This window comes from Epilithonimonas sp. JDS (genome assembly GCF_021261315.1).
In the GTDB taxonomy this organism is placed as follows: domain Bacteria; phylum Bacteroidota; class Bacteroidia; order Flavobacteriales; family Weeksellaceae; genus Epilithonimonas.
Genome location: NZ_JAJSAX010000002.1, coordinates 184,045 through 205,533, shown reverse-complemented (window position 1 = coordinate 205,533; position 21,489 = coordinate 184,045). Strand labels below are relative to the sequence as shown.

General features: G+C 34.3%; 22 protein-coding genes. 6 read left to right on the top strand and 16 right to left on the bottom strand.

The genetic code is table 11. From position 1 onward, the window contains the following. Nucleotides 1-12: 12 nt before the first annotated feature. Together pheS and LUD75_RS07695 are read right to left on the bottom strand one after the other, a co-directional pair. Nucleotides 13-1,023 (bottom strand): phenylalanine--tRNA ligase subunit alpha, encoded by a 1,011-nt coding sequence (pheS, locus tag LUD75_RS07700; protein WP_232705103.1) that lies wholly within the window; start codon nucleotides 1,021-1,023, stop codon nucleotides 13-15. 126 nt (nucleotides 1,024-1,149) lie between these two features. Beyond that, a complete protein-coding gene (locus LUD75_RS07695; RefSeq protein WP_232705102.1) occupies nucleotides 1,150-1,809 on the bottom strand; it encodes a YceI family protein in 660 nt (219 codons plus the stop codon). 83 nt (nucleotides 1,810-1,892) lie between these two features. Between LUD75_RS07695 and LUD75_RS07690 the strand changes: the two genes are divergently transcribed. After that, complete coding sequence (locus LUD75_RS07690; RefSeq protein ID WP_232705101.1) at nucleotides 1,893-2,828, top strand: ABC transporter ATP-binding protein; 936 nt, start codon at nucleotides 1,893-1,895, stop codon at nucleotides 2,826-2,828. Nucleotides 2,829-3,252: 424 nt separating this feature from the next. Here the strand turns inward: LUD75_RS07690 and LUD75_RS07685 are convergent, their stop codons facing one another. Further along, on the bottom strand, nucleotides 3,253-3,585 hold the full coding sequence (locus tag LUD75_RS07685) for a zinc ribbon domain-containing protein YjdM (protein WP_034965113.1): 333 nt from the start codon (nucleotides 3,583-3,585) through the stop codon (nucleotides 3,253-3,255). A 145-nt stretch (nucleotides 3,586-3,730) separates the two neighbouring features. On the opposite strand from LUD75_RS07685, the gene gcvT reads away from it, so the two are divergent. Both gcvT and LUD75_RS07675 read left to right on the top strand, forming a co-directional pair. Further along, nucleotides 3,731-4,810: a glycine cleavage system aminomethyltransferase GcvT gene (gcvT, locus tag LUD75_RS07680; RefSeq protein ID WP_232705100.1), complete on the top strand. Its 1,080-nt coding sequence runs from the start codon at nucleotides 3,731-3,733 to the stop codon at nucleotides 4,808-4,810. A gap of 90 nt (nucleotides 4,811-4,900) precedes the next feature. Beyond that, nucleotides 4,901-5,374: a PepSY-like domain-containing protein gene (locus tag LUD75_RS07675; protein ID WP_232705099.1), complete on the top strand. Its 474-nt coding sequence runs from the start codon at nucleotides 4,901-4,903 to the stop codon at nucleotides 5,372-5,374. Between the two features lie 72 nt (nucleotides 5,375-5,446). Here LUD75_RS07675 and LUD75_RS07670 read toward each other — a convergent pair whose 3' ends face one another. After that, a complete protein-coding gene (locus LUD75_RS07670) occupies nucleotides 5,447-5,980 on the bottom strand; it encodes a glutathione peroxidase (protein WP_232705098.1) in 534 nt (177 codons plus the stop codon). 305 nt (nucleotides 5,981-6,285) lie between these two features. On the opposite strand from LUD75_RS07670, the gene LUD75_RS07665 reads away from it, so the two are divergent. The 3 genes from LUD75_RS07665 (at nucleotide 6,286) to LUD75_RS07655 (ending at nucleotide 9,579) form a co-directional block, all read left to right on the top strand. Next, on the top strand, nucleotides 6,286-7,152 hold the full coding sequence (locus tag LUD75_RS07665) for a sugar phosphate isomerase/epimerase (RefSeq protein WP_232705097.1): 867 nt from the start codon (nucleotides 6,286-6,288) through the stop codon (nucleotides 7,150-7,152). A gap of 96 nt (nucleotides 7,153-7,248) precedes the next feature. Continuing rightward, the gene (locus LUD75_RS07660; protein ID WP_232705096.1) at nucleotides 7,249-8,091 is read left to right on the top strand and encodes an FkbM family methyltransferase; all 843 of its coding nucleotides are present in this window, start codon (nucleotides 7,249-7,251) and stop codon (nucleotides 8,089-8,091) included. Nucleotides 8,092-8,100: 9 nt separating this feature from the next. Beyond that, nucleotides 8,101-9,579, top strand: coding sequence for a lipopolysaccharide biosynthesis protein (locus LUD75_RS07655; RefSeq protein ID WP_232705095.1), 1,479 nt, complete (start codon nucleotides 8,101-8,103; stop codon nucleotides 9,577-9,579). A gap of 9 nt (nucleotides 9,580-9,588) precedes the next feature. Here the strand turns inward: LUD75_RS07655 and LUD75_RS07650 are convergent, their stop codons facing one another. The 12 genes from LUD75_RS07650 to LUD75_RS07595 form a co-directional block, all read right to left on the bottom strand. Continuing rightward, nucleotides 9,589-10,209 carry a hypothetical protein gene (locus LUD75_RS07650; RefSeq protein WP_232705094.1) on the bottom strand — a complete coding sequence of 207 codons (621 nt, stop codon included), beginning with the start codon at nucleotides 10,207-10,209 and terminating at the stop codon, nucleotides 9,589-9,591. A gap of 95 nt (nucleotides 10,210-10,304) precedes the next feature. Beyond that, complete coding sequence (locus LUD75_RS07645) at nucleotides 10,305-10,799, bottom strand: hypothetical protein (protein ID WP_232705093.1); 495 nt, start codon at nucleotides 10,797-10,799, stop codon at nucleotides 10,305-10,307. 18 nt (nucleotides 10,800-10,817) lie between these two features. Beyond that, a complete protein-coding gene (locus LUD75_RS07640) occupies nucleotides 10,818-11,237 on the bottom strand; it encodes an STM3941 family protein (RefSeq protein ID WP_317207315.1) in 420 nt (139 codons plus the stop codon). 120 nt (nucleotides 11,238-11,357) lie between these two features. Further along, a complete protein-coding gene (locus LUD75_RS07635; protein WP_232705091.1) occupies nucleotides 11,358-12,146 on the bottom strand; it encodes a hypothetical protein in 789 nt (262 codons plus the stop codon). Between the two features lie 114 nt (nucleotides 12,147-12,260). Continuing rightward, nucleotides 12,261-12,623 (bottom strand): DUF2200 domain-containing protein, encoded by a 363-nt coding sequence (locus LUD75_RS07630; protein ID WP_232705090.1) that lies wholly within the window; start codon nucleotides 12,621-12,623, stop codon nucleotides 12,261-12,263. Nucleotides 12,624-12,721: 98 nt separating this feature from the next. Beyond that, nucleotides 12,722-12,895, bottom strand: coding sequence for a YfbM family protein (locus tag LUD75_RS07625; protein WP_232705633.1), 174 nt, complete (start codon nucleotides 12,893-12,895; stop codon nucleotides 12,722-12,724). 761 nt (nucleotides 12,896-13,656) lie between these two features. After that, nucleotides 13,657-14,289 carry a hypothetical protein gene (locus LUD75_RS07620; RefSeq protein ID WP_232705089.1) on the bottom strand — a complete coding sequence of 211 codons (633 nt, stop codon included), beginning with the start codon at nucleotides 14,287-14,289 and terminating at the stop codon, nucleotides 13,657-13,659. After that, nucleotides 14,276-14,575, bottom strand: coding sequence for a DUF6804 family protein (locus LUD75_RS07615; protein ID WP_232705088.1), 300 nt, complete (start codon nucleotides 14,573-14,575; stop codon nucleotides 14,276-14,278). Before LUD75_RS07615 ends, LUD75_RS07620 begins: the two co-directional genes overlap by 14 nt. Continuing rightward, nucleotides 14,572-16,335, bottom strand: a complete 1,764-nt coding sequence (locus LUD75_RS07610) for an AAA family ATPase (RefSeq protein ID WP_232705087.1) — start codon at nucleotides 16,333-16,335, stop codon at nucleotides 14,572-14,574. Before LUD75_RS07610 ends, LUD75_RS07615 begins: the two co-directional genes overlap by 4 nt. Further along, nucleotides 16,336-18,891: an Hsp70 family protein gene (locus tag LUD75_RS07605; RefSeq protein WP_232705086.1), complete on the bottom strand. Its 2,556-nt coding sequence runs from the start codon at nucleotides 18,889-18,891 to the stop codon at nucleotides 16,336-16,338. It abuts the gene before it with no gap. Nucleotides 18,892-18,903: 12 nt separating this feature from the next. Then, nucleotides 18,904-19,803: a hypothetical protein gene (locus LUD75_RS07600; RefSeq protein ID WP_232705085.1), complete on the bottom strand. Its 900-nt coding sequence runs from the start codon at nucleotides 19,801-19,803 to the stop codon at nucleotides 18,904-18,906. Continuing rightward, nucleotides 19,800-21,440 (bottom strand): CFI-box-CTERM domain-containing protein, encoded by a 1,641-nt coding sequence (locus LUD75_RS07595; RefSeq protein ID WP_232705084.1) that lies wholly within the window; start codon nucleotides 21,438-21,440, stop codon nucleotides 19,800-19,802. Before LUD75_RS07595 ends, LUD75_RS07600 begins: the two co-directional genes overlap by 4 nt. Between the last annotated feature and the right edge of the window lie 49 nt (nucleotides 21,441-21,489).

Sequence of the window (21,489 nt, the reverse complement as noted above, 5' to 3'; positions counted from 1 at the left end):
GACTTATTTTTTTTATAGACTTTTGAATTGCTCCAGCATTCTCACGTCATTTTCGAAGAACATTCGGATGTCGCTCATTTGGTAAAGCAGCATTACGATTCTCTCAATTCCCATTCCGAAAGCATAGCCTGAGAATTTATCTGGGTCGATATTTACATTTTTAAGAACTGCAGGATCTACCATTCCGCAACCCATAATTTCCAGCCAGCCAGTTCCTTTTGTGATTCTGTAGTCGGTTTCTGAGTTCAATCCCCAATAAACATCAACTTCCGCACTCGGCTCTGTGAAAGGGAAGTAAGAAGGTCTCATTCTGATTTTCGACTTTCCGAAAAGTTCCGTCGTAAAAAATTGAATGGTTTGTTTAAGGTCTGCAAAACTCACATTTTCGTCAATATAAAGTCCTTCGATCTGATGGAAAATACAATGCGAACGTGAAGAAACAGCCTCATTTCTGAAAACCCTTCCAGGCGCCAAGATTCTCATCGGCGGCTCGTTTTCCTCCATATATCGGATTTGAACAGATGACGTGTGCGTTCTCAGTAAAACATCCGGATTTTGCTCTATGAAAAACGTGTCCTGCATATCTCTCGCTGGATGATATTCCGGAAGATTTAGTGCAGTGAAGTTGTGCCAGTCGTCTTCGATCTCAGGTCCGTCTGCAACGGCAAAACCAATGGATTTAAAGATTTCGATGATTCTGTTTTTAACCAGATTGATTGGATGACGGGAACCAAGTTCCAGAGGAAATGCAGGTCTGGAAAGATCTTCCTTTTCAAGAATGATTTTGCTTTCTGTAGCCAATTTTAATTCTTCCAGTTTTTCATTCACAGAGTTTCTTAAGATATTGATTTTCTGTCCAAAATCTTTTTTCTGCTCATTGGGAATTTGCTTCAAAGAATCATAGAAATCATTCATGATTCCTTTTTTTCCATTGAACTTCAGTCGGAATTGTTCTATTTCATCTTTGGCAGAGGACTGGAAATTCTGTACTTCTACCAATAGGTCATCAATTTTCTCTAGCATTGTATATATAAAATATAGATTGCAAAAATACGATTTTAAAATAAAAAAATCTGCCTTTTTGTAAAGCAGATTTCAATTTTTAATTCTAAATCCTGATTCTTAAGTCTTGTTTCCAGAATCTTTAAATTATTTCTTTTCCAGTGCTTTTATTTTCACCTGAATGTTGATTTCGTTTTTAATCAATCCTTCCGCAGCTGGCATTTGGAATTTAATTCCGAATTCATCTCTGTTGATGTCCTTTGGTTCTGTAGCAATCATCAGTTCTCCTTTGTCAACTTTTACATTTGCGTTAAAACTGAATGGTTTTGTAATACCTTTTAAAGTTAGATTTCCGTCGAGAATAGTGTTGTAGTCGCTTCCGGAAGGTGCTTCAGTCACTTTCGTGATTTCGTAGGAAGCATTCGGGAATTTGGCAGTGTCGAAGAAATCCGGACTTTTCAAATGTCCTAGAAGTTTTCCGTTCGATTCTGCATCGGTCAAATCCTCGTTTGTAAGTGAATTCATTGCCAATACAAATTGCCCGCTTTCCAGTTTTTTGTCTTTTACGGTCACTTCGCCGCTCTCAAACTTAAGGCTACCAATGTGGCTTGTGTTATCAGACTTTACAACTTTGAAACCTTTCCATTCCGCTTTACTATTTAGCGTATCCACAACATAAACTTGTCCGTCGGATGTTGTCAAAACTTCATTGCTTTCGCTGGTCACAGGTTTGTCTTTTCCACAAGAAATAATGAAAACCGAAGCGGAAATCAATAAAATGGCGGAGATTAAAGTTGTCTTTTTCATAATGAAATTTTTAAATAATGTCTAAATTTGTGTTTTTGCTAAAATAATAAAATTATTACGATTTCAACCACTAATTTTGCAAGATGTTGTTAGAAGTTAAAAACCTGTATTTCAATTATCAGACCGATAAACCATTGTTTCAAAATCTTAATCTGAATGTGGATGAAGGACAAATCATCGCTTTGGTTGGCGAAAGTGGCTGTGGAAAATCGACTTTATTAAGTTTGATTTATGGTTTGATTGATTGGCAAAGTGGCGACATTTTGTTTGAAGGCGAAAAACTATTTGGACCAAAAGGCAATCTCGTTCCAGGTGAATCTCAAATGAAATTTGTAGCTCAAAACTACGATTTGATGCCGTACGGAACCGTTTATGACAACGTCGGGAAATTCATTTCCAACATCAATCTCAAAGAGAAAAAAGCGAAAGTAGAAGAATTATTGGATGTCGTTGGTTTGACGGAATTTGCGAAAGTGATTCCAAAGAATCTGAGTGGCGGACAACAGCAAAGAGTTGCGATTGCAAGGGCTTTGGCAGTTCTTCCTAAAATGCTTTTGTTGGATGAGCCTTTCAGCAACTTGGATTTTTCCAGAAAATTTGAGTTGAGGGAAAAGCTTTTTAATTATGTCAAAGAAAATAATCTCAGTTTGATTATTTCAACGCACAATTTGGAAGAAGTTTTACCTTGGGCAGATAACATTGTGGTTCTCCAGCAGGGAAGATTAATTCAAAATGATTCTCCGAAAGAAACCTACGAAAATCCTTACAATGATTACGTTGCAAGGCTTCTTGGAGAAGTCAATATTTTCACGGAAGCAGAAAAGTCTCAATTGAATTTAAAGAAAACCAATTACTTCCCACATCAAATAAAAATTGCCGAAAGTGGAGTAGAGGCCACCGTTTCTGACAGCCGTTTCGCCGGTTCTCATTACCGAAACAAGTTATTGATTAATGATAAGCCAATCATTATATATACAGACGAATTTCTGGAAGGGAAAGTGAATCTTAAATTTTTATAATTAAATTATATTGCCTGATTAATTATAAACTTTGATGAGTTTTACGTCTTTGCGAACCTTAAAATATTTTCAATAATTTCAAAAAAAATCTTTGCGGACTTTGCGTTAAAATTCCCACTCAATAATTAAATTGTTTTTTTTGTGGATAAAATATGGATAACTTATAGATTTCCAGTTTGTTGAATTAAAAATAATTTCTAATTTTGCTAAACGAAAATACATCAGGAAATTTTTGGTTAATTCTCTTTCTGCCCCTAAGGACCGAAATTAGCGCAAGCAATCAAAGTCTTTGAAAGTCGACCCTGCCAAATTTTTCCTTTTTTTTGTTTAATATCTAAAAGGCTTCGACTCCGCTCAGCCTGACAATTAATATTAAACTTGTCACACTGAGCGGAGTCGAAGTGTTTTTTATCTATTTTTTCAACTAAGCTTTTCTCACAAACTCAGACTTCAAAGCCATCGACCCAAAACCATCAATTTTACAATCAATATTGTGGTCACTTTCTGGTCTTAGTCTAATGTTTTTTACTTTCGTTCCAGCCTTGATATCTTTTGGAGCGCCTTTTACAGGAAGGTCTTTGATGACAATCACAGAATCTCCGTTTTGCAATTCCTTGCCAAGAGAATCGAAAATTTTTCCTTCCGTAGAAACTTCCGCCGGGTCCCATTCGTAGAAACATTGAGAGCAAACCTGCAGATTGTCTTGTTCGTAAGTGAATTCGGATTGGCATTTCGGGCAAAGAATCGTGTCGCTCATAGTTTTTATTTTGAATCGCAAAGTTAACATTAATGTCGCAATCTAAAAATGATATTAATTTGGAAATGTAACTTACCATTCATAACCAAAAACTCATAATAAATTTTTAGATTTGCTTGCAATAAATAAATTAATAAAAAAGTAGATGAAAAAGACCGCTTTATACGATAAACACGTTTCTTTGGGAGCTAAGATTGTTCCTTTTGCAGGTTTCGAAATGCCTGTTCAATATGCCGGAATCAACGAGGAGCATTTTGCTGTCCGCGAAAAAGCGGGAATGTTCGATGTGTCTCATATGGGACAGTTTTTCATCGAAGGTCCGTCTGCCAAAGACCTTTTGCAATTTGTAACTTCCAACAATGTGGATGCGCTTGAGAACGGAAAAGCACAATATTCTTGTTTGCCAAACGAAACTGGTGGAATTGTGGACGATTTGATTGTTTACAAAATGGAAGATGAGAAATATTTCGTCGTCGTAAATGCTTCAAACATCGATAAAGACTGGAATCACATCGCTAAATACAATGAGAAATTCGGAGCGAAGATGACCAACGCTTCAGACGAAATGTCATTGATTGCCATCCAAGGTCCAAAAGCAACTGAGATTCTTCAAAAACTGACCGAGACAGATTTGTCAGCGATTCCATATTATCATTTCACAGTGGGTTCTTTAGCCGGTTTTTCGGATGTCATCATTTCGAATACAGGTTACACAGGAAGTGGCGGTTTTGAGATTTATTTTAATAATGACAATGCGGAGCAAATCTGGGACGCGCTTACAGAAGCTGGACAAGATTTTGGGTTGATTCCTTGCGGATTGGCTTCCAGAGATACTTTGAGATTGGAAAAAGGATTTTGTCTCTACGGAAACGATATCAACGACTCAACGTCTCCACTTGAAGCTGGATTAGGTTGGATTACAAAATTTGATAAAGATTTTGTGAATAAAGCATTTTTGGAAAATCAAAAAGCAGAGGGAGTTATCAAAAAATTGGTAGGTTTCGAAATGCTGGAAAAAGCAATCCCAAGACACGATTATGAAGTGGTGGATGCAGAAGGAAAAATCATCGGAAAAGTAACTTCCGGAACAATGTCACCAATGAAAAAAGTCGGAATAGGATTGGCTTACGTGGATAAACCGAACTTCAAATTAGATTCAGAGATTTTCATCAGAATTAGAAACAAAGACATTCCTGCGAAAGTGGTAAAATTGCCTTTTGTTTAAATCGATTTTGATTTTAAAATAATACAAGCGACTATTTTGGTCGCTTTTTTGTTGACTAAGGTTTTATTAAATTCAAAAAAATAATTTGTTATGAAATTAAATAATCTAAGTTTAGTAATGCTGCTGTCGGGAACTTTGTTTTTGCAAGCTGCTGACAAGAAAGAAATTGCTTTTAAATCAGAAATGAAGTCAACTAATGTTTCATTGAATTTCCAGCAAATGCCTGCAAATATCAAAAGCTTTCTGGCAAAATATTATCCAAAAGCAACGGTATCTAAGTACGAAGCAAAGACGACGGTTGTTGGAAAGAAGTATGAAGTGAAACTGAACAACGGCGCAGAAATCGACTTCGATAAAAATGGCAATTGGGAAGAAATCAGCGACAAACAAGGCGTTCCAGCAGCTTTGATTCCAGCAAGCATCAAGACATATCTTGCTAAGAACTATAAAGGTGTAAATGTTGAATCAATCGATAAGGAAAATAATAAAATAAAGGTTGATCTCATCAACGACATTGATTTGGAATTCGATAAAAATGGAAAGTTTTTACGAATCGATAAATAGAATAGAAAACGCGTTCAATAATTTGAACGCTTTCTTTTTTTTAACTTTTGACTTCCATCATCCAACTTCCGTCTACTTCAAATATTTCGTGATGCTTTCGCTCGTTGGATTTGTGGTGCTGATGAAGCTGTCAATCACATTTCCTTTTTCATCAAGCAAAATCTTGGTGAAGTTCCATAGGATTTTTGTGTTTTTCACACCGTTTTCTTTCTTGTCTGTCAGGAATTTGTAGATTGGCGCGATGTCGTCACCCTTTACAGAAATCTTTGCAGCCATAGGAAATTGGACACCGTAATTTCTTTGACAGAAGGTAGCGATCTCGTGATTTGCGCCAGGCTCTTGTCCTCCAAAGTTATTCGCCGGGAAACCAACGACAACCAATTTGTCTTTGTACTGCTCGTAAAGTTTTTCAAGATCAGCATATTGCGGTGTAAAACCACATTCCGAGGCCGTATTTACAACCAATATTTTTTTGCCTTTGAACTTAGAAAAGTCAATCGTAGAGCCATCCAAGGCTTCTACTTTGAAACTGTGAATCGATTTTGCCTGCGCTTTGTTTTTTGAAAATCCGAAAAGTGAAAACATAATTATAAGTAAGTATTTCATAAAAGTAATTTAAATTTTTTTTAAAGACAATTTAAAAATCAAATTTAAAACAAGTTTGGGGATTTTTAATGTGATTTTTTACAAATCTGTCTATGAAGATGATTATCAAAACATTTAAGGTTTGTCTTATTGATGAACCACATAGAAACATAGTTTTTATAAGGCAATTAAGAGAAAATAGTTGAACGACTATTTCTATTTTATCTAACTTTAATAAATTTGCAGTTTTTCTATGTGCCTATGTGGTTAATTTTAAACTCTCTTTTGTCAAATTTAAATACCTTTAATCAAATTTAAAATCGATAATGAACCGAAAAGATTTTATCGCCTTGTCTTCGTTAGGATTTTTAGGATTGTACACTTGCGGAACTTCAAATATGATGAATATTAGAAAACCTTTAGCCATCCAATTGTACACGGTTCGGGATGCGATTTCTGATAACTTGGAAAAAGCGTTGGAAAAGTTAGTGAAATTGGGATTTAATCAAGTTGAAATTTACGGGTACGACGGCACTTTCTTCGGGAAAACCAGAACGGAATTTCTAGCGATTCTGAAGAATGTCGGTTTGGAAGTCATCAGCTCGCACCACACGACCGGAATTGTCCATAATACTAAAGGAACTTTGCTCAACGATTGGGAAAAATCTGTGGAAGATTTACATTTCATCGGTTCCAAATATATGGTTTGCTCTTATCTTTTCGAGGAAGAAAGGACTTTGGAATATTATAAAAAACTGCCCGAATTGCTTAATCAATCTGGCGAAATAACCAAGAAAGCAGGAATCGAATTCGCGTATCACAACCACGATTTTGAATTTGGAAAATTTGATGAAATAACTGTTTATGATTTCATTTTAGATAATACGTGTCCTGATTTGGTCAAAATGGAACTCGACCTTTATTGGATGGCGAAAGCGGGTTTGAATCCGCTTATATATTTTGAAAGATATCCCAAAAGATTTCCGCTGTGGCACGTGAAGGATATGAAAGCTGGGACCAAAGATTTTACCGAGATTGGAAACGGAACGATTGACTTCAAAACTATTTTCGAAGCAAGAGAAAAAGCTGGACTGAAACATTGGTTTGTAGAACAGGATTCCAGCGATAAGGATATGTTTGATAGCTTAAAAATCAGTGCAGATTACATCGCAAAAAATAATTTTTTCAAATAAATCGTCACTGCTTCGACTTTATTATTTTAACAAAATTTTATGATTTGTAAAATAAATCCCTTTTCTTTGTCGTTCATTTCTTTATGAAACAACTTTATGAGCGTTTACAGTAAGCTTGCTGAGAATCTACAATACATTTCGCCAACCTTCTACAAAAGCCGATTTTTCAAAAAACTGAAAGGTCTGGATGCTCATAATCTGTTGGCAAGAAAAGTGGAGCCTGAGTTTCTTTGGATTAAAAATATTCTTTCGAAAGATGCTGTCTTTATGGATGTTGGAGCCAATGTTGGTGCCTATCTTTTCACTTTGGAAGACCACTTGAAACCAGGAAATATTTACGCTTTCGAACCCAATCCGCAGTTGTTCAAAAGATTGGGAAGATTGTTCCCGAAAGTGAATTTGTCGTCGGTTGCTTTATCTGATATTTCAACAATCGCCGAATTTAAAATTCCTGTAATCAATGGTGAAAAAATCCATACGAGAGGGACTTTGCAGACTTCCATCAAAGAGAAAAATGAAGAGAAAACCATTCTTCAAAAAGTAGAGGTGAAGCCTTTGGATGACTTGGTCTTCGACGCTCAGACTGACAATTTGAATTTTCAACAACTCGATTTTATCAAAATTGATGTGGAAGGCAATGAGATGCAAACTTTGCGAGGCGCGAAAAAAACGATTGAGAGATTCAAACCAATTTTGATGGTGGAAATGGAACAACGCCATCACGAAGACAATCTATGGACTTTGATTTCCGAAATTGCAGAGTGGGGATATTCTGTCAATTATCTCGACAGAGAATCTTTGAAGCTGAAAACTTTGACAGAAGAATTCCTGAATCTGCAAAACCCTGACAATGTGAAGAATTACAAAGATTACATCAATAACATCATATTTTTACCAAGTCTTCAAGAACTACAGGCTGACAAAAACTTAGAACTTTAAATTGAAACTATGAGCGTCGTTGCAAGACAAGGTATAAAATATTCCATCATTGGTTATCTCGGTTTTTTGCTGGGAACGTTTTCGGCGATTTTCATTTTTCCGTACGATATGGAGTTTTATGGAAAGCTCCGTTACATTTTGCCAACTGCCGAAATGATAGTTCCAATCGTGGTTTTTGGACTCAGTTTTTCCAACGTCAAATTCTTCAGCAAAGTGAATGCTGATGGGAAACACCATAATATGTTGTCGCTCAGTTTGCTAGCGATTTTCATCAATTTTGCGATTTTTATCGGCGCTTATTTTCTACTCAATAATCTCTTTCCGAGTCTCAAGGAAAGTCGACTCTGGGAAATGAAACGCCTGATTCTGCCAATGGTTTTGGTTTTGGCCTTGTCTTCGGTTTTCAATAAATTTCTGACCAATTACAAACGAATTGTAGTTCCGAATATCTTCGAAAACTTTGTCCCGAAGATTGCCAATCTTGGCGCATTTTGCCTTTTCTTTTTTATGGGATTCGCAGAAAAATCGGCTTATGGGTTTTTCTTTATGATGTTCGTGATTTCATTGTTTGGATACGGATTTTACACCAATCGTTTGGAGAAAATCAAACCGGATTTCAATTTGGATTATTTCAAAAAGGACAAATTTTACAGTGAGATTTTCACTTACAGTTTGTTCGGATTTCTTGGGAATATTGGGAATTACATCGCCATCAGAATTGATAATTTTATGATTGGCGAATACATCAGTTTTGAGGAAAACGGGATTTACAGCAATATTTTTTCAATCATCTCTATTATCGTAGTTCCGCAGATGGGACTTTTCAATATTTCTGCGCCTATCATCAATAAAGTTCTTGCGAACGGCGATTACGACGAGCTGGACAGGTTTCATAAGAAAACCTCGCTCAGTCTGTTTTTTTTAGGCTTGGTTTTGTTCTGTTGCATCGTTGTAGGATTTCCTTATTTGGCAGATTTTATGAAGAATGGCGAGGATTTGCGAAGTGCAGAGCCAGTTCTTTGGATTTTAGGATTTGCGATGTTGTTTGACTTGGCGACTGGTTTCAACGGTCATATTATTTCGTTGTCCAAGTTTTACAAATTCAATATTGTGGTGATGCTGATTTTAGCGGTTCTCACGATTAGCCTTAATATGATTTTCCTGACTTACACAGACTTGGGAATTCTCGGAATTGCCGTTGCTTACGCGATTTCGTTGTCTTTATTTAATATCATCAAAATCGTTTTCAACTACGTCAAGTTCAAAGTTTTTCCATTGGGAATCGAGATGATGTACGCTTTGATTTTGGGATTTCTGTCAATCAATGTGGCGATTCTGTTGCCAGATTTTGAACATAATATTTTGAATCTTTTCTACAAACCAAGCGTCGTTTTGATTCTGCTTTTCATTGGAAATTACTTCCTGAAAATCTATCCGTTGGACAAGTTTTTGAACAAGGATTTTATCAAGAGTTTGTTTAAATTCTAATAATTAGACCTAATCATACTTCGGATTAATTAAAATTTCTTCCTTTTCGTTTGATTTCGTGGAAGTTCTGGTTTGTTTCAGGCAAGTTCCATTTTCGTCTTTTGAGATGCATTTTATTGTTAATTCATCAATCTTTTGATTGTCTTTTCCTGTGACGACAATCTTGGAAAGTTCATCATTAGCATAATGAAATTGACGCGTGTTGAAGGTCTCAAAATTATCAACTATTTTGTCGATGCTACCGTTTTTGTTGTAATGGTAGATGCTTTCGTTCTGTTTGTATTGTTTTTTCGTGTAGCAACTGATGCGTTCCCGCTGATTCGGTTTCCATCGCGTTTTGCAATAGTAGGAATCTTTGTCGGGATATCTTTCCACCGTGAACCAAAGTTTTTTTTCGGTGGTTTGCAAGAGCTTTCCGTCGGAATCAACGGTTTTGGAAGATTTGATTCTGCCATTTTTGGTGAAGACCATTTCCTTTTTCTGGAGAAGTTTTCTTTGACCATTTGAAACGTCATAGACTTCTTCTGTCGCAGATTTTATGCCTTTGGGAAGTAAGTTGGCTTTGGTGTATTTTTTTGTCGCGCAAGAGGTGATTGCTAAAAATAGAATTGAAAAACAAATGATTCTCATAACTTTCATTTTGGGAAAGCAACAGCAAAATGCTTTCCAAGAATGGTATTGTTTGTTCTGGTAATGTGTGAAGAATTTTCTTCTGGGAAATTATTTTACTGCTTCATTATCGCGAAATCGTGCAAACCAATTTGCTGAATCATATAGGGCCAAATTTCTGTTCCTTGTGCATTGGGAAAAGTTCCGACATTTGAAGTTTCTTTGAATTCTCTATCCTCAACAGTCTGGATATCTGATTTGTAGGAAAGAGCATATTTTGTCCTGTTCTTCATCAAAAGCAACACTTTCATATTTTTTTGTTTCTCTTCTTCGGTCTTGCCGTGTGTTCCTAAACAAAAGTAAAATTCTATTGTTCCATCCAGACCTTTTTCCTTAAATAGTTTACTTTTTTCCCAACTATCGATTACTTCTTGAAATGGTTCAAATTCGATGATTGAAAAATCAAAATTAGTAGAGTCGGTAGGATGTAGTTTGATTGTAAACTTTGTTCCGATAGGGAAGGCAAAACCTTTTGCTGGTTCGGTTGGCAATTCTTGTGCAGAAGCGAGGATGCTGATTGTAAAAAATAAAGTTAGTAGTAGTTTTTTCATCTCTTGATGTTTGAGTTTTTATGATTGATTTGTTTTAACGGAATTGTTGTTACTTTTTTTATTATAATTATGAAGTTTTCTATTTAAAATGTTAATTAACTCATCTCGTTTTATGTCAATCATATCGCTGTCTATCCACAAAAGTTCTGGCTTGGAAGTGAAGTAAAGTCCAAAACATTTTTTTCGTGGAAAGTGATTTGGATTTATTGGTTTAATGTAGATTTGGCGGGTTCTGAAATGTCCAATTTCAAAGGTGCTAATCTCACTCCAGCTGATGAAATAACTTTTAGCTTGCGTATTGTTTTCAATACCGAATTCATCAATTTTCAGCGCAACATTATTTCCTGAACTGTACATTTTGTAGAATTGTTTTAATCTAAATATTAAGACAAATAAAATAGCAATTAGAAACAAACTCAGTGCAACTCTTTCAGGAATGTTGTATTCATTGTAGATTAAATAGGAACAAACAATGATAGCACCAACACAAAGAATAATGCTGGTGTTGAAAGCGCTTCTTTTAAAATTGATTTCTGTCATTGGATTCGGACAAGATGATTAAATAGTCAACGGTATGTGTCTCGTCACACTGCGAATATCCCGATTACTGTGAATACAGCCTGAACAGACATAGATTGTTCCGTTTTTATCACAAACGATGTTAATCATCCTTATTTCATCTTCGGTCAATTTTGAGTCAGCGGTTTTTAATTGTTGAAGTCCTTCAACTGCGTACACTTGTTTTTCTGCATTTGCTGATTTCAACCACTTTATTATTTCGGTTTTATTATTAGATTTGACCCATTCGTCCATTTGCGCTCTGCCTTCTGGACTTGTGCCAGCAATACCACATTGTGAACCGTACACAAAATCTGTTATAAATAAATCATTTTCATTTAAATCTAACTGATAAATGCTCTTGAAAGAACTTTTTAATTCACCAAAAACACTATCATTTTTAAAACTATCAATGGTCTCATAGTACGGTTGCCAATCGTTTCCAACACTTTTGTATTTCTTTTCACTAAGTTCATAGTACACAATATTGGTTTTGGTCGTAACGAGGTTCACACGATAAGTGTACATCGAACTTGTCTCTGGATTGTGTTTGTCTGGAACTGATTTGTCAAAAATAAAGACTCCTTCCTGAAAATCAGTTGTCAGGTCACGCAAAAATGCCCAATGTAAGCTTATTTGCTTTTCATTTTTTGATAGATTGTCAGTATATTTTTTTAACGCAACGAAGTCCTTTGTAGCGAGAACTTTTTTAACATCATTTTGAACTTGTCCAAGTAATGGAATTGTCCAAAGTAGTCCAAGGAAAATTGATAAGAATTTTGTTTTCACGTAATTATGCAAAGTATTTCGGCTAATAAATTTGGAATGTAATAAAGCCAAAAATATGAATAGATTTTTCAAGGTCCTTCACTGCGAGATTGATAAAAATTTGTTTTGCCATCATTACTGTCTTAAAATTTTGTCCATTTTTTTTCCTTTTGCCAATTCATCAATCAGCTTATCGAGGTATCTTGTCTTTTTTGTCAAAGGATTTTCGATTTCTTCGATCTTGTATCCGCAGATTGTTCCTTTGATCAGTTCTGCATTGGGATGAAGTTTTGCAAGATCAAAAAAAGTTTCGAGGGTTACTTTCTGATCAATGAGTTCCTGAATTTTTTTGTAATCAAAACCTGTCAACCATTCAATGACTTGCTCCAGTTCCTCCAATGTTCGTCCCTTTTTTTCAACTTTAGTTTTGTAATGGGGATAAACGGAAGCAAAGGTCATTTTTGCAATTCTTTCGTTGTGTTGATCCGTTTCTTTCATTGTTTTTCTTTTAACTAAAAGTACAAATTTTGAGGAATGCACGAAATGTAAATTGGAAATTTTCCGCCCGCTATTAAAAATTTGTAGTTAGGTTTTATTCAACAAGTTAATTTTCGGAGTACTCTACAATTTATATATTTAGAAAATCTTTTAATGTCGGTCAGATTTTCAGTTTCAGTTTCGTCATCAAAGATTTTGTCTTCCAATAGTAAACTGTCTTTCAAATAATCTTCGAGCTCAGACCTTGTTACCCGAAGCAGATTTCCTATCATATCCATAAGTGAAATTTTATTTTCATTAAATTAAGAATTTATCATTTCAATTGATGATTTGGATAAAACTGAACTAATTTTTTTTTGCCTTTATGCATTAATAGGTTTATGTACACAATTTATTAAAAGTCGATATACCAATTATATCGACGAGACTTCAAAATCACTTTCTTTGATTTTTACAACTAGATGAATTCAATTACCATCAAAGAATTTTACAAGGATATTTTATGAGAAAGTTGTCTGGACATCAATTGGTTTTTGACGGATAATATCAACAAAGACGTTGATCATTTCAATATTTTTGATATTTCTGAGCTTTCCTAGAACTGTACTTCGAAGATAGGAATGCCCTATAATAGAAGAACATATTACCAAATAAGTCTGATGAATGGTCAGAAGAGAGCAGAGTACGCAGATAAAACCATTTAGATTGAGGATTGTGCAGACTTGTTCGCTTCTCCATAAATCCCTTACAATTGCGCAAATCTCTGCGCGGAGCAATCCGGATATTTTTGCGTCTTTACCGAAGATTTTCCACCACTACCAGCTAAAATTGGATTGGAGATGACCAACTTCCAGTTTTCTCAGTTTCTGGCGGGTTCAGAATTTAATTCAATCAAAAAATAATCAAAAAATCCCATTCGGCTGAGTGTCTAATGGGATTTTCAAATTATTGCTAGCTGTGGTTTTTTAATGATCAAAAGGAGTTTTGATTTAAGTTTTTCTGACAGCTCTATTTTTTTGAGATATCTCTTCTTTCAGAGTGCTTCCTCTATATTACTGGGACGAGTGCTGAAATTTCCATTTTGTTGCAAGACCAATTCATACTCCAAAATATTATTAAACAATGATTGAGGGTCATCTTTCCCTACTTCTTCGTTTGATACGAAACCACCCTCTAGTTCTCCATTTTTCATGACTTTGTTTGGGTTCCAACCTTTTCCATAATAGAAAAAAGCTTGGTAAGTTCCGTTTGGAAAAGAAAAAGTGTAGCTGTCTCCTGCTTGAATATAAGCGTGGCGAACGACCTCATCATTCTTTTTAATGGTAACTAGAACATCAGAATTACTGGCCGTTACATTGATTTTTGAACATCCTCGATCTTCGCAATCTGAATTGTCACCATAATATTTGGAGTAAGGAGTAGCGCCGGTTTCCAATGAATTATTCCCATACAGTTGTTCCGCTTCTTTTTCCTTTCGAAGTTTTTCTTCATTATTTTTACGGATTTTTTTTTCTTCTTCAGTTTCTTGAGGCGTTACGTTTTCATAATTGTTAACTGAAGAAGTACTATCATGAATGATATTCGTTTCATTAAAATTTGTTCCTTCTTTTTGTGTGCAAGAGAGAAGTGATAAGCTAAGAACTGTTACCAAATTAATTTTTTTCATGGTTTTTTTTATTTTTTAAAATTGAAATAATTAGAAATACTGCAACCACCACATCTATAATATTCCAAATAAATCTGCCGAGTGCAATTTTTATAAATGGCTGAAACAATAGTGCTAAAGCGATAAATGCAATAACCATTTTCTCATCTTTGTTTTTGTTTGCTTCAAATGCCAAGTATCCGAAACCTACAAAGCTGATAAACCGCACGAGTTGGTAGTAGCCGTAGGGCATTTTTAGAAGACAGAGTAGGAGGAGGGTGGCGAGGATGAGTTTGATGATGGTCATTTTCGGAAGCCAATTTTATTATCTTGAGGATTGTTATTTTCTGCTCTTTCCATTTTAGCTCTAATTACTAAATAGCTGTTCAATTCCTGTAAAGAAACCGATGGTTTGTTATTTCTAATTGTTTCCAAAACAATAACGTTTGTTATTCTTACACTTTCTTTCAAAGCTTTTCTTGAAGCTTCATCACATAGAAATTTGATGTCGCTTGAAACATAGTTTTCTGTTGACTTTGCTAGTTCTTCGTAATTCAAACCGATTTCTGTCGGACGTTTTTTTAAGTACAATTCAAACATCAATTTTCGAGCTTCAAAGTCCGGCGGTGGCAAATAAATGTGTTTGTCCAGTCTTCCTGAACGTAAAATTGCTGGGTCAATAGCATTTGGTCTGTTTGTAGCACCAACAATAAAAATTCCGTCTTCTCCGCAATTATTCATTTGTGCTAAAAATTCATTTACGGCACTAGTGTTCATATGGCTTATGTTTGATGTATCTCTGTTTGGAACAAGTGCATCTAATTCGTCAATAAAAATGATACTTGGTGCGTTTTGTTTTGCTTCATCAAACAAATTTTTAATATTTTCCTGCGAAGCATTAACCCATTTACTTTGAATGTCAGAAGGTTTTATTTGATAAAAATTAAAGCCGATTTCTTCTGCCATTTTCTCCGCAAAAAAAGTCTTTCCGCAACCTGGCGGACCGTACAATAACATACCGTTCGGAATAGTCAAGCCGTATTCTGCGTACCTTTCTTTATGATTCAAAGCATCAATCACATCTAACTGTATGGTGTCTTTCAGTTCTTGCATTCCTGCAATGGCTGAAAATCCTTTTCCTTTCTTAATTTCTTTGGGCTGAACTTTGGCAAATTTTTCTGATGGAATTGAAAGCTCAACTTCCAGTTCTCCGTTCAATGTTTGAATAAATTCTTTTACAGATTTAAAACGGTTTTCTGCTTTTGGTTGTAATGCTTTCTTTATGATGTTTTGTGTCCGTTCGTCAATCTTGTCAGAAAACTTTAAAGGCTTTTTTCGCTCATCTAAAATAACATCCTCTAATTGTATTTTATCGGATTTATATTTTGAGATTTCTACAAAATAGGGTGGAAGACCTGTCAATAATTGATAATACAATGCACCTACAGAATAAATATCACTTTGGAATGAAAAGACTTTATTAAAAGTTTCATTTGCTGTATAAAATAAATTCAAACCGTCTTTTAAAAAATCTTTATTCGATTGTTTTAAGAACCGAGCATAACCAAAATCTATGATTTTAGGAATGGCGACTTTACCTGATAAGTCTAACATTACATTTTGGTTGGTAATGTCGTTGTGTATGATTTGTTTGTTGTGTAAATTATTCAAACCATTTAAAACACTTAAAATAATATTTTTTGCTTCATATAAATTCAGCGTGTTCTCACGTTTCATTTTATCTGCTAAAGTTTCGCCACTTACAAAATCCAACACTACATAAGCCAATTTTTGGTTGTCAATTACGATATTTCCATCATCGCTGTACTTTACTAAATTGGAATGTTTGATTTGTTTTAGTATTTCGATTTCCAAAATATCTCCGCTTTCTGTAAACTGTGTACGATGCAATTTCGAAAAGTCAAAAAGTTTTAGAAATTTCGTTTCTTTAGCTTCGTTTTGCACACGATAAGTTTCGGCATAGCTTCCTTTTTTCAGAAAGAAGCTAACCGAATATTTGTTGTCAATGATTTGACCTTTTGTTAATATAGATTTCGTGTTACTCATTTATCCTTCAAGAATACATTCATTGTTGCAACCTAATTTACCACAAGAAGGACAAGCCTTGCTTGGGTCAGAAACCATTAAATTGATTAATTTAATAACAATGGGATGTAAGTCCTCTGATGTTGGATTTTCTCCAATTTGTTGCAAACCTTCATTTAGCAATTGTCTTGCTCTGTTACTATCTTTCCAATGGTATGAACCAAAATTTTGATTGTGTTGTCTGATGAAGTTAATCAATTGATATACTAAAGTCATTTGGAAGAATACGGAATGAATTTCTTCTGCTAACGCTTTACCTAATTTTATGTCTTGCGTTTTCAAAACTTCTTCCAGCTGGTTTCGTAATTGATTTACAATTTGAGTTGTTTTATCATTCCCTAAGTCCTTATTTACTTTCTCTAATCTGTAAAATTCCTCTTTTAGTTCTTCTTCTAATTTTGGCCATTCTGTGGTTTCACTTAACTCATCAATGGATTTAAGCGTTTTTCTAAGGTTGGTCAAAACTTCTTGTTTGCTGTCCGCATCATTTTTGTTGTTTTCAAATTTCTTTTCTAACTCAGCAATTTCACTTTCTATTTTCTGAACTTTATCTTCTTGAATTCCTTGTTCTTTGAGTTCTTCAATACTTCCTTTTGCTTTTCGGATTTCATTAGAAAGCCAATTGGTTTCTACTGATTGAACGGTTCTTTCTACAGTGGCTTCAAAAGAAAAGTCTAAGTAAGGGAAATAGGCTGTTACGGTAATCTTTTCTGACCTATCTACATTTACAGTTAAATCTACATCACTGTTTTCCGGAAGTAATGCAGGTAAATCTAACCCACTAATAATTATATCTTTTACGTGATTATTGTAAAGAGCTCTCGTTCCATCCGCTTCGTGTTCTCCTTCATAGATTGGAATTTTAATAAAATCAGAATCCATTCCTGGGCGGATTTGTTTTTGTGTTTTCAGCCCATTTCTTGTGCCAACAGCAGGAATAGAGTTGTTTTTTTCTAGGTTCTTCACCGTTTCAAAAACAATTTTTCCCGTTTCTCGTTTCTTGATTTCAATACCTATATTATAAGCCAAAGTTGCACTTCCGATTTTTGAACCTTGAATTACCGTAAACTCTTTCGGTTCACTTTCTAAAATGTTTCCTTTGTCATCATATAATGTAACTACAAAACGATTAGTCCTACCTTCGTTTAAATGAGTTTCAATCACTTCGCCAATTTCATTGATTTCAACTTTTCCGCTTGACCAGTCCCTTCCAATTCCACTCTGGCTAATTTCTGCAAATACTTTTTGGGGAATATTTCCATCCGTCTTGTCAGCTAGTATTTTCAGCGTAACAAATTCTTCCAATTCTACGGTTGATGCTTCGTGTCCGATTTCGATTTGAATTTTTGATTTATCTCGTGTTTGTTCTTTGATTTCTTCTAAAATATCAACAGTTGAAGCATATAATGCCGCACCTTTTGAAACCACTGTCATTGGGTCAACGCTTGTATCGGGTTTACAAATTTGTTGCTCCAACATTTTTCTAACAACAGGCGAAAAAGTCGGTCCGCCAACCAAAATCAAAGAATCTAAAGACGAAACTTTTAAGTTGTTTCTATCTAAAAGTTTCTTACAAATATCAATAGATTTTTGGAAAATAGGAGCTAATGCTCTTTCCATATCGTGTTGTGTAACAGTAATGTCCAATTCAAATTCTTCTCCGTTATCGTCTTCGCCTGGAATATCTCCTAAATCAGATAGTACATTATGTGTTTCGTTAAACGAAAGTTGTATTTTAGCTTCTTCTGCATAAAATTTCATTGCATTACGCAAAATCTGCTTTTTATTATCATCCTCCAGAATGGAATCAATTGAATAATTTTCCTTGATATAAGGCAAAATAATTTCATCAACAATTGCTAAATCTAAATTTTTACCACCTAAATAATTATCCCCTTCCGTATCTGCAACCTTCATAATTCCATCTTCTACCTTCAGTAAAGCCGCATCAAAGGTTCCACCTCCAAAGTCGAAAACCAACCAATAGCCGTTTTTCTTTTTGCTATCCAATCCATAAGCCATTGCAGCAGCTACTGGCTCTTGCAATAATTCAATATGGTCAAAACCAGCTAATTTTGCTGCTTCTCTAGTAGCTTCTTTTTGATTATTTGCAAATGCAGCAGGAACAGTAATCACAACAGCGTTGATATTCTGGTCATCTTTTACAAAAGATTTTAATGTTTTTAAAACTTCTGCCGACAATTCTTCTGAATTTAAAGAGAATCCCAAATTAGAACTAGAGTATTTTTTATCAGTTCCTAAGGTTCGTTTAAATTCGATAAAGACATTAACCTCATCACTCCAATTTTTCATAGCTTTAAGTTTGTCATTTCTCAATCTATTGTATGAGGTGTCACCAACTTTAATAGCCTTTTTTGGGTCAAAATATACACAAGAAGGCATTGTGTCTTTTCCTAAATCTGTTTTTTTTATAATAATTTCTCCATTTTCCATTCTTGAAATAGCGGAATTGGTTGTACCTAAGTCGATACCATAATCTATTTTTGTTCTTGCCATAGTTTTGTTTTTTTATTCACCTACACTGACTTCAATTTGTGCAGATTGAATCATTTCGTTTTTAAAATTAACTTGAGGTTTGATAATTCTTGTAATAATTTGTTTTCCTGTTTCAATATCTTCGCTTGGAATAAAATTGGCTATTACTTTCATTCCTTCGTTGTATTCTTTTCCAAGCATTTCAACTAATTCATAACCGTTGGAAGCGAAATTGTCTTGGATTCTTTTTACAGATGCAGAAAGTTGTTTTAATCCTTTGGTATTGACATCCATTTGCTGTAAATTTTTATGAATACGAACAATTTCATCAGCCACTTTCAAAGCCAAAGAATGGTCGATTTCGATAGTTGAATTTGCAGAAACGATTTGTTTTTCTTCTTGTCTCAATTTCAATTGAGTGTCCAACACCTCCACCAGTTTGCTGTCTAATTTAATGCTTTCTTCTTCCAAAGATTTTTTGGTGTTTTTGATTTGTGTTTCTACATCGGTTTTGCTTGTTGCTATACGTTTGCCTAAAAGCCAATATAAAACACCACCTAAAAGCAAGGTTGCTAAAGTTGCAATAATCCAATACAAACGGTTTGTATTTACATCTTTGTCCAACTTGGAAATGCTGTCTTTTGCAGTAGTTTCTGTTTGTTGAATTTTTGTACCTAAATCATTGGCAATTGCTTGAATATTTTGAACATTCTTATTTGTTTCAATTTTCAGACTATCAATTTGTTTTTCCTGTTTTTCGGTCTTAACAGAAAGTTTTGCAAGTTCAGTTTTTTGTTTACTGATTATAATTTGTTGATTGTTTAATTTTTGGTTTAATGCAACAATTTCCTTCTGTTGCAAGTCTGATTTTTTTTCTTGTGCGAAAAGTGGCGTTGCACAAAGAAGAATGGGAATGAGTAGTGTTTTGTTCATTTTAATAGTTTAATAAATTGATTTAGTCCTTTTCTGATAAGATCATTTATAGTTTTATTATTTTTTAAAATTTTAACAAGCTTAGGTGAAATAGAATAGTAAATTTTAATAAAAAGCCTACCTGCAAGAGTCTTTCGCAAAATTTCATCTCTAAATTTTCTTAATTCTAATACTTTTGGATGTTCATAGCTTCCGTATGCCATAGTGGCGATATAACAACCGTCAGTAGCTTTTCCAATAGTTGACCCAACTTGTTTGGCGGTCGATTTAGCTTGTTGTGGTGTTACATCCTTCCAATAGCAAAGATGTTTTAACTTGTTTATCTGAAATGGACCAAGTTTTGAGAATAGGAAATTGACAAGTTCTTTATACTCGTTTATTTTCGTTTGATTTGAACTTCGTTGGATTATATTTGCATCATTTGCATTTATTCCATTACTTACCAGTTCAACCACTTTATCCCAATTAAGACATTTTGCTTTCATATTGTCTATTTTAGAATAATTGATTGATTGATTAAATGACATTGTTATTCTCATCTTTGCAACCTGTACATCAATCTCAGTGATTGCCTTTTCGTAGGCAAATTTAATGGAACTCAATATCGCAATAGCTTGATTAAGCTCTTTGTCTTTCATCCCTTCAATCGTCTTAATATCTTCTCTGACCTTAGATTTTGTGGCTTCGCTAACAGCTACGCTTTCTGCCCATTTTGATATTTTTAAAGAATCTTCAAGGTAATTGTTACTTTTTTTTAATGCTTGGCTTTCGTTGAAATAGTCGACTGAACATTGCAGTAATTCCTTAGCTATGTTATCAGCCAAGATTTTATATTGCAGATTGGTATTTCCTAAAATAGATTTTAAGAGCGTTAAATCACTTTTCGTATTGTCATATAATTCCCTCCCAAAACGGAAACTGTCAATTTTTTTCTTGCTACGTTTGTTTTTTGTTTGCTCAATATGAATTTCAATTTTATGAATCGGCCCCTCGGTAAACTTTTTAGAAAGGTATTTCTGTATATTTCCGTTGCAGCTACTGAACAACTCCATTGTTTCAGAAATGGAATATTTATTTTTAAATTGAATTAACAATTGATTAATCAATGTTTCAATTTGTTTGTTTTTATCAATGGAAAAAGTTTCATCAGCAACTGAATGAACAAAGTCTATAAAACTTTCCGATTCTATTAGTTTTATTTTAGATGTAATTCCGTGCTTTATCTTTTCTTTATTTTCTTCAAGTAAATAAAGTGTTCCGATATTATTAAACGCAGAAAAGTTTTTCGAATTAATTTCTTTATTTTGAGTAAGTTTACCCCAAATTTCTATCGCTTTAAATCTTTGCCCTCCAACTAAATATTGTATAGCTGTATTGTCAACGGGATTCGAATTTGTAAACCAAAAAAGAGAATGGATTACTTTATTCTGATTTTGTTCTATATCCGAAACTGCTTTTTCTAGTATGATACTATCTCTCTTTATACTTTGCAAAAAGCTAAAATCAAATTCAGACGTAATTTGTTTTCCAACTTTGGCATAAGCTTGTATTTTACCTTTACGAGCTTGTATTTCTCTTGCAGACGCATTAGCTGTTATGCCAATTATCCGATAAGGATTATGTGTTATAAAATTCATTGATTATTATAAATATTACTAGTTTTTCCTCACAAAACAAAACCCCGCA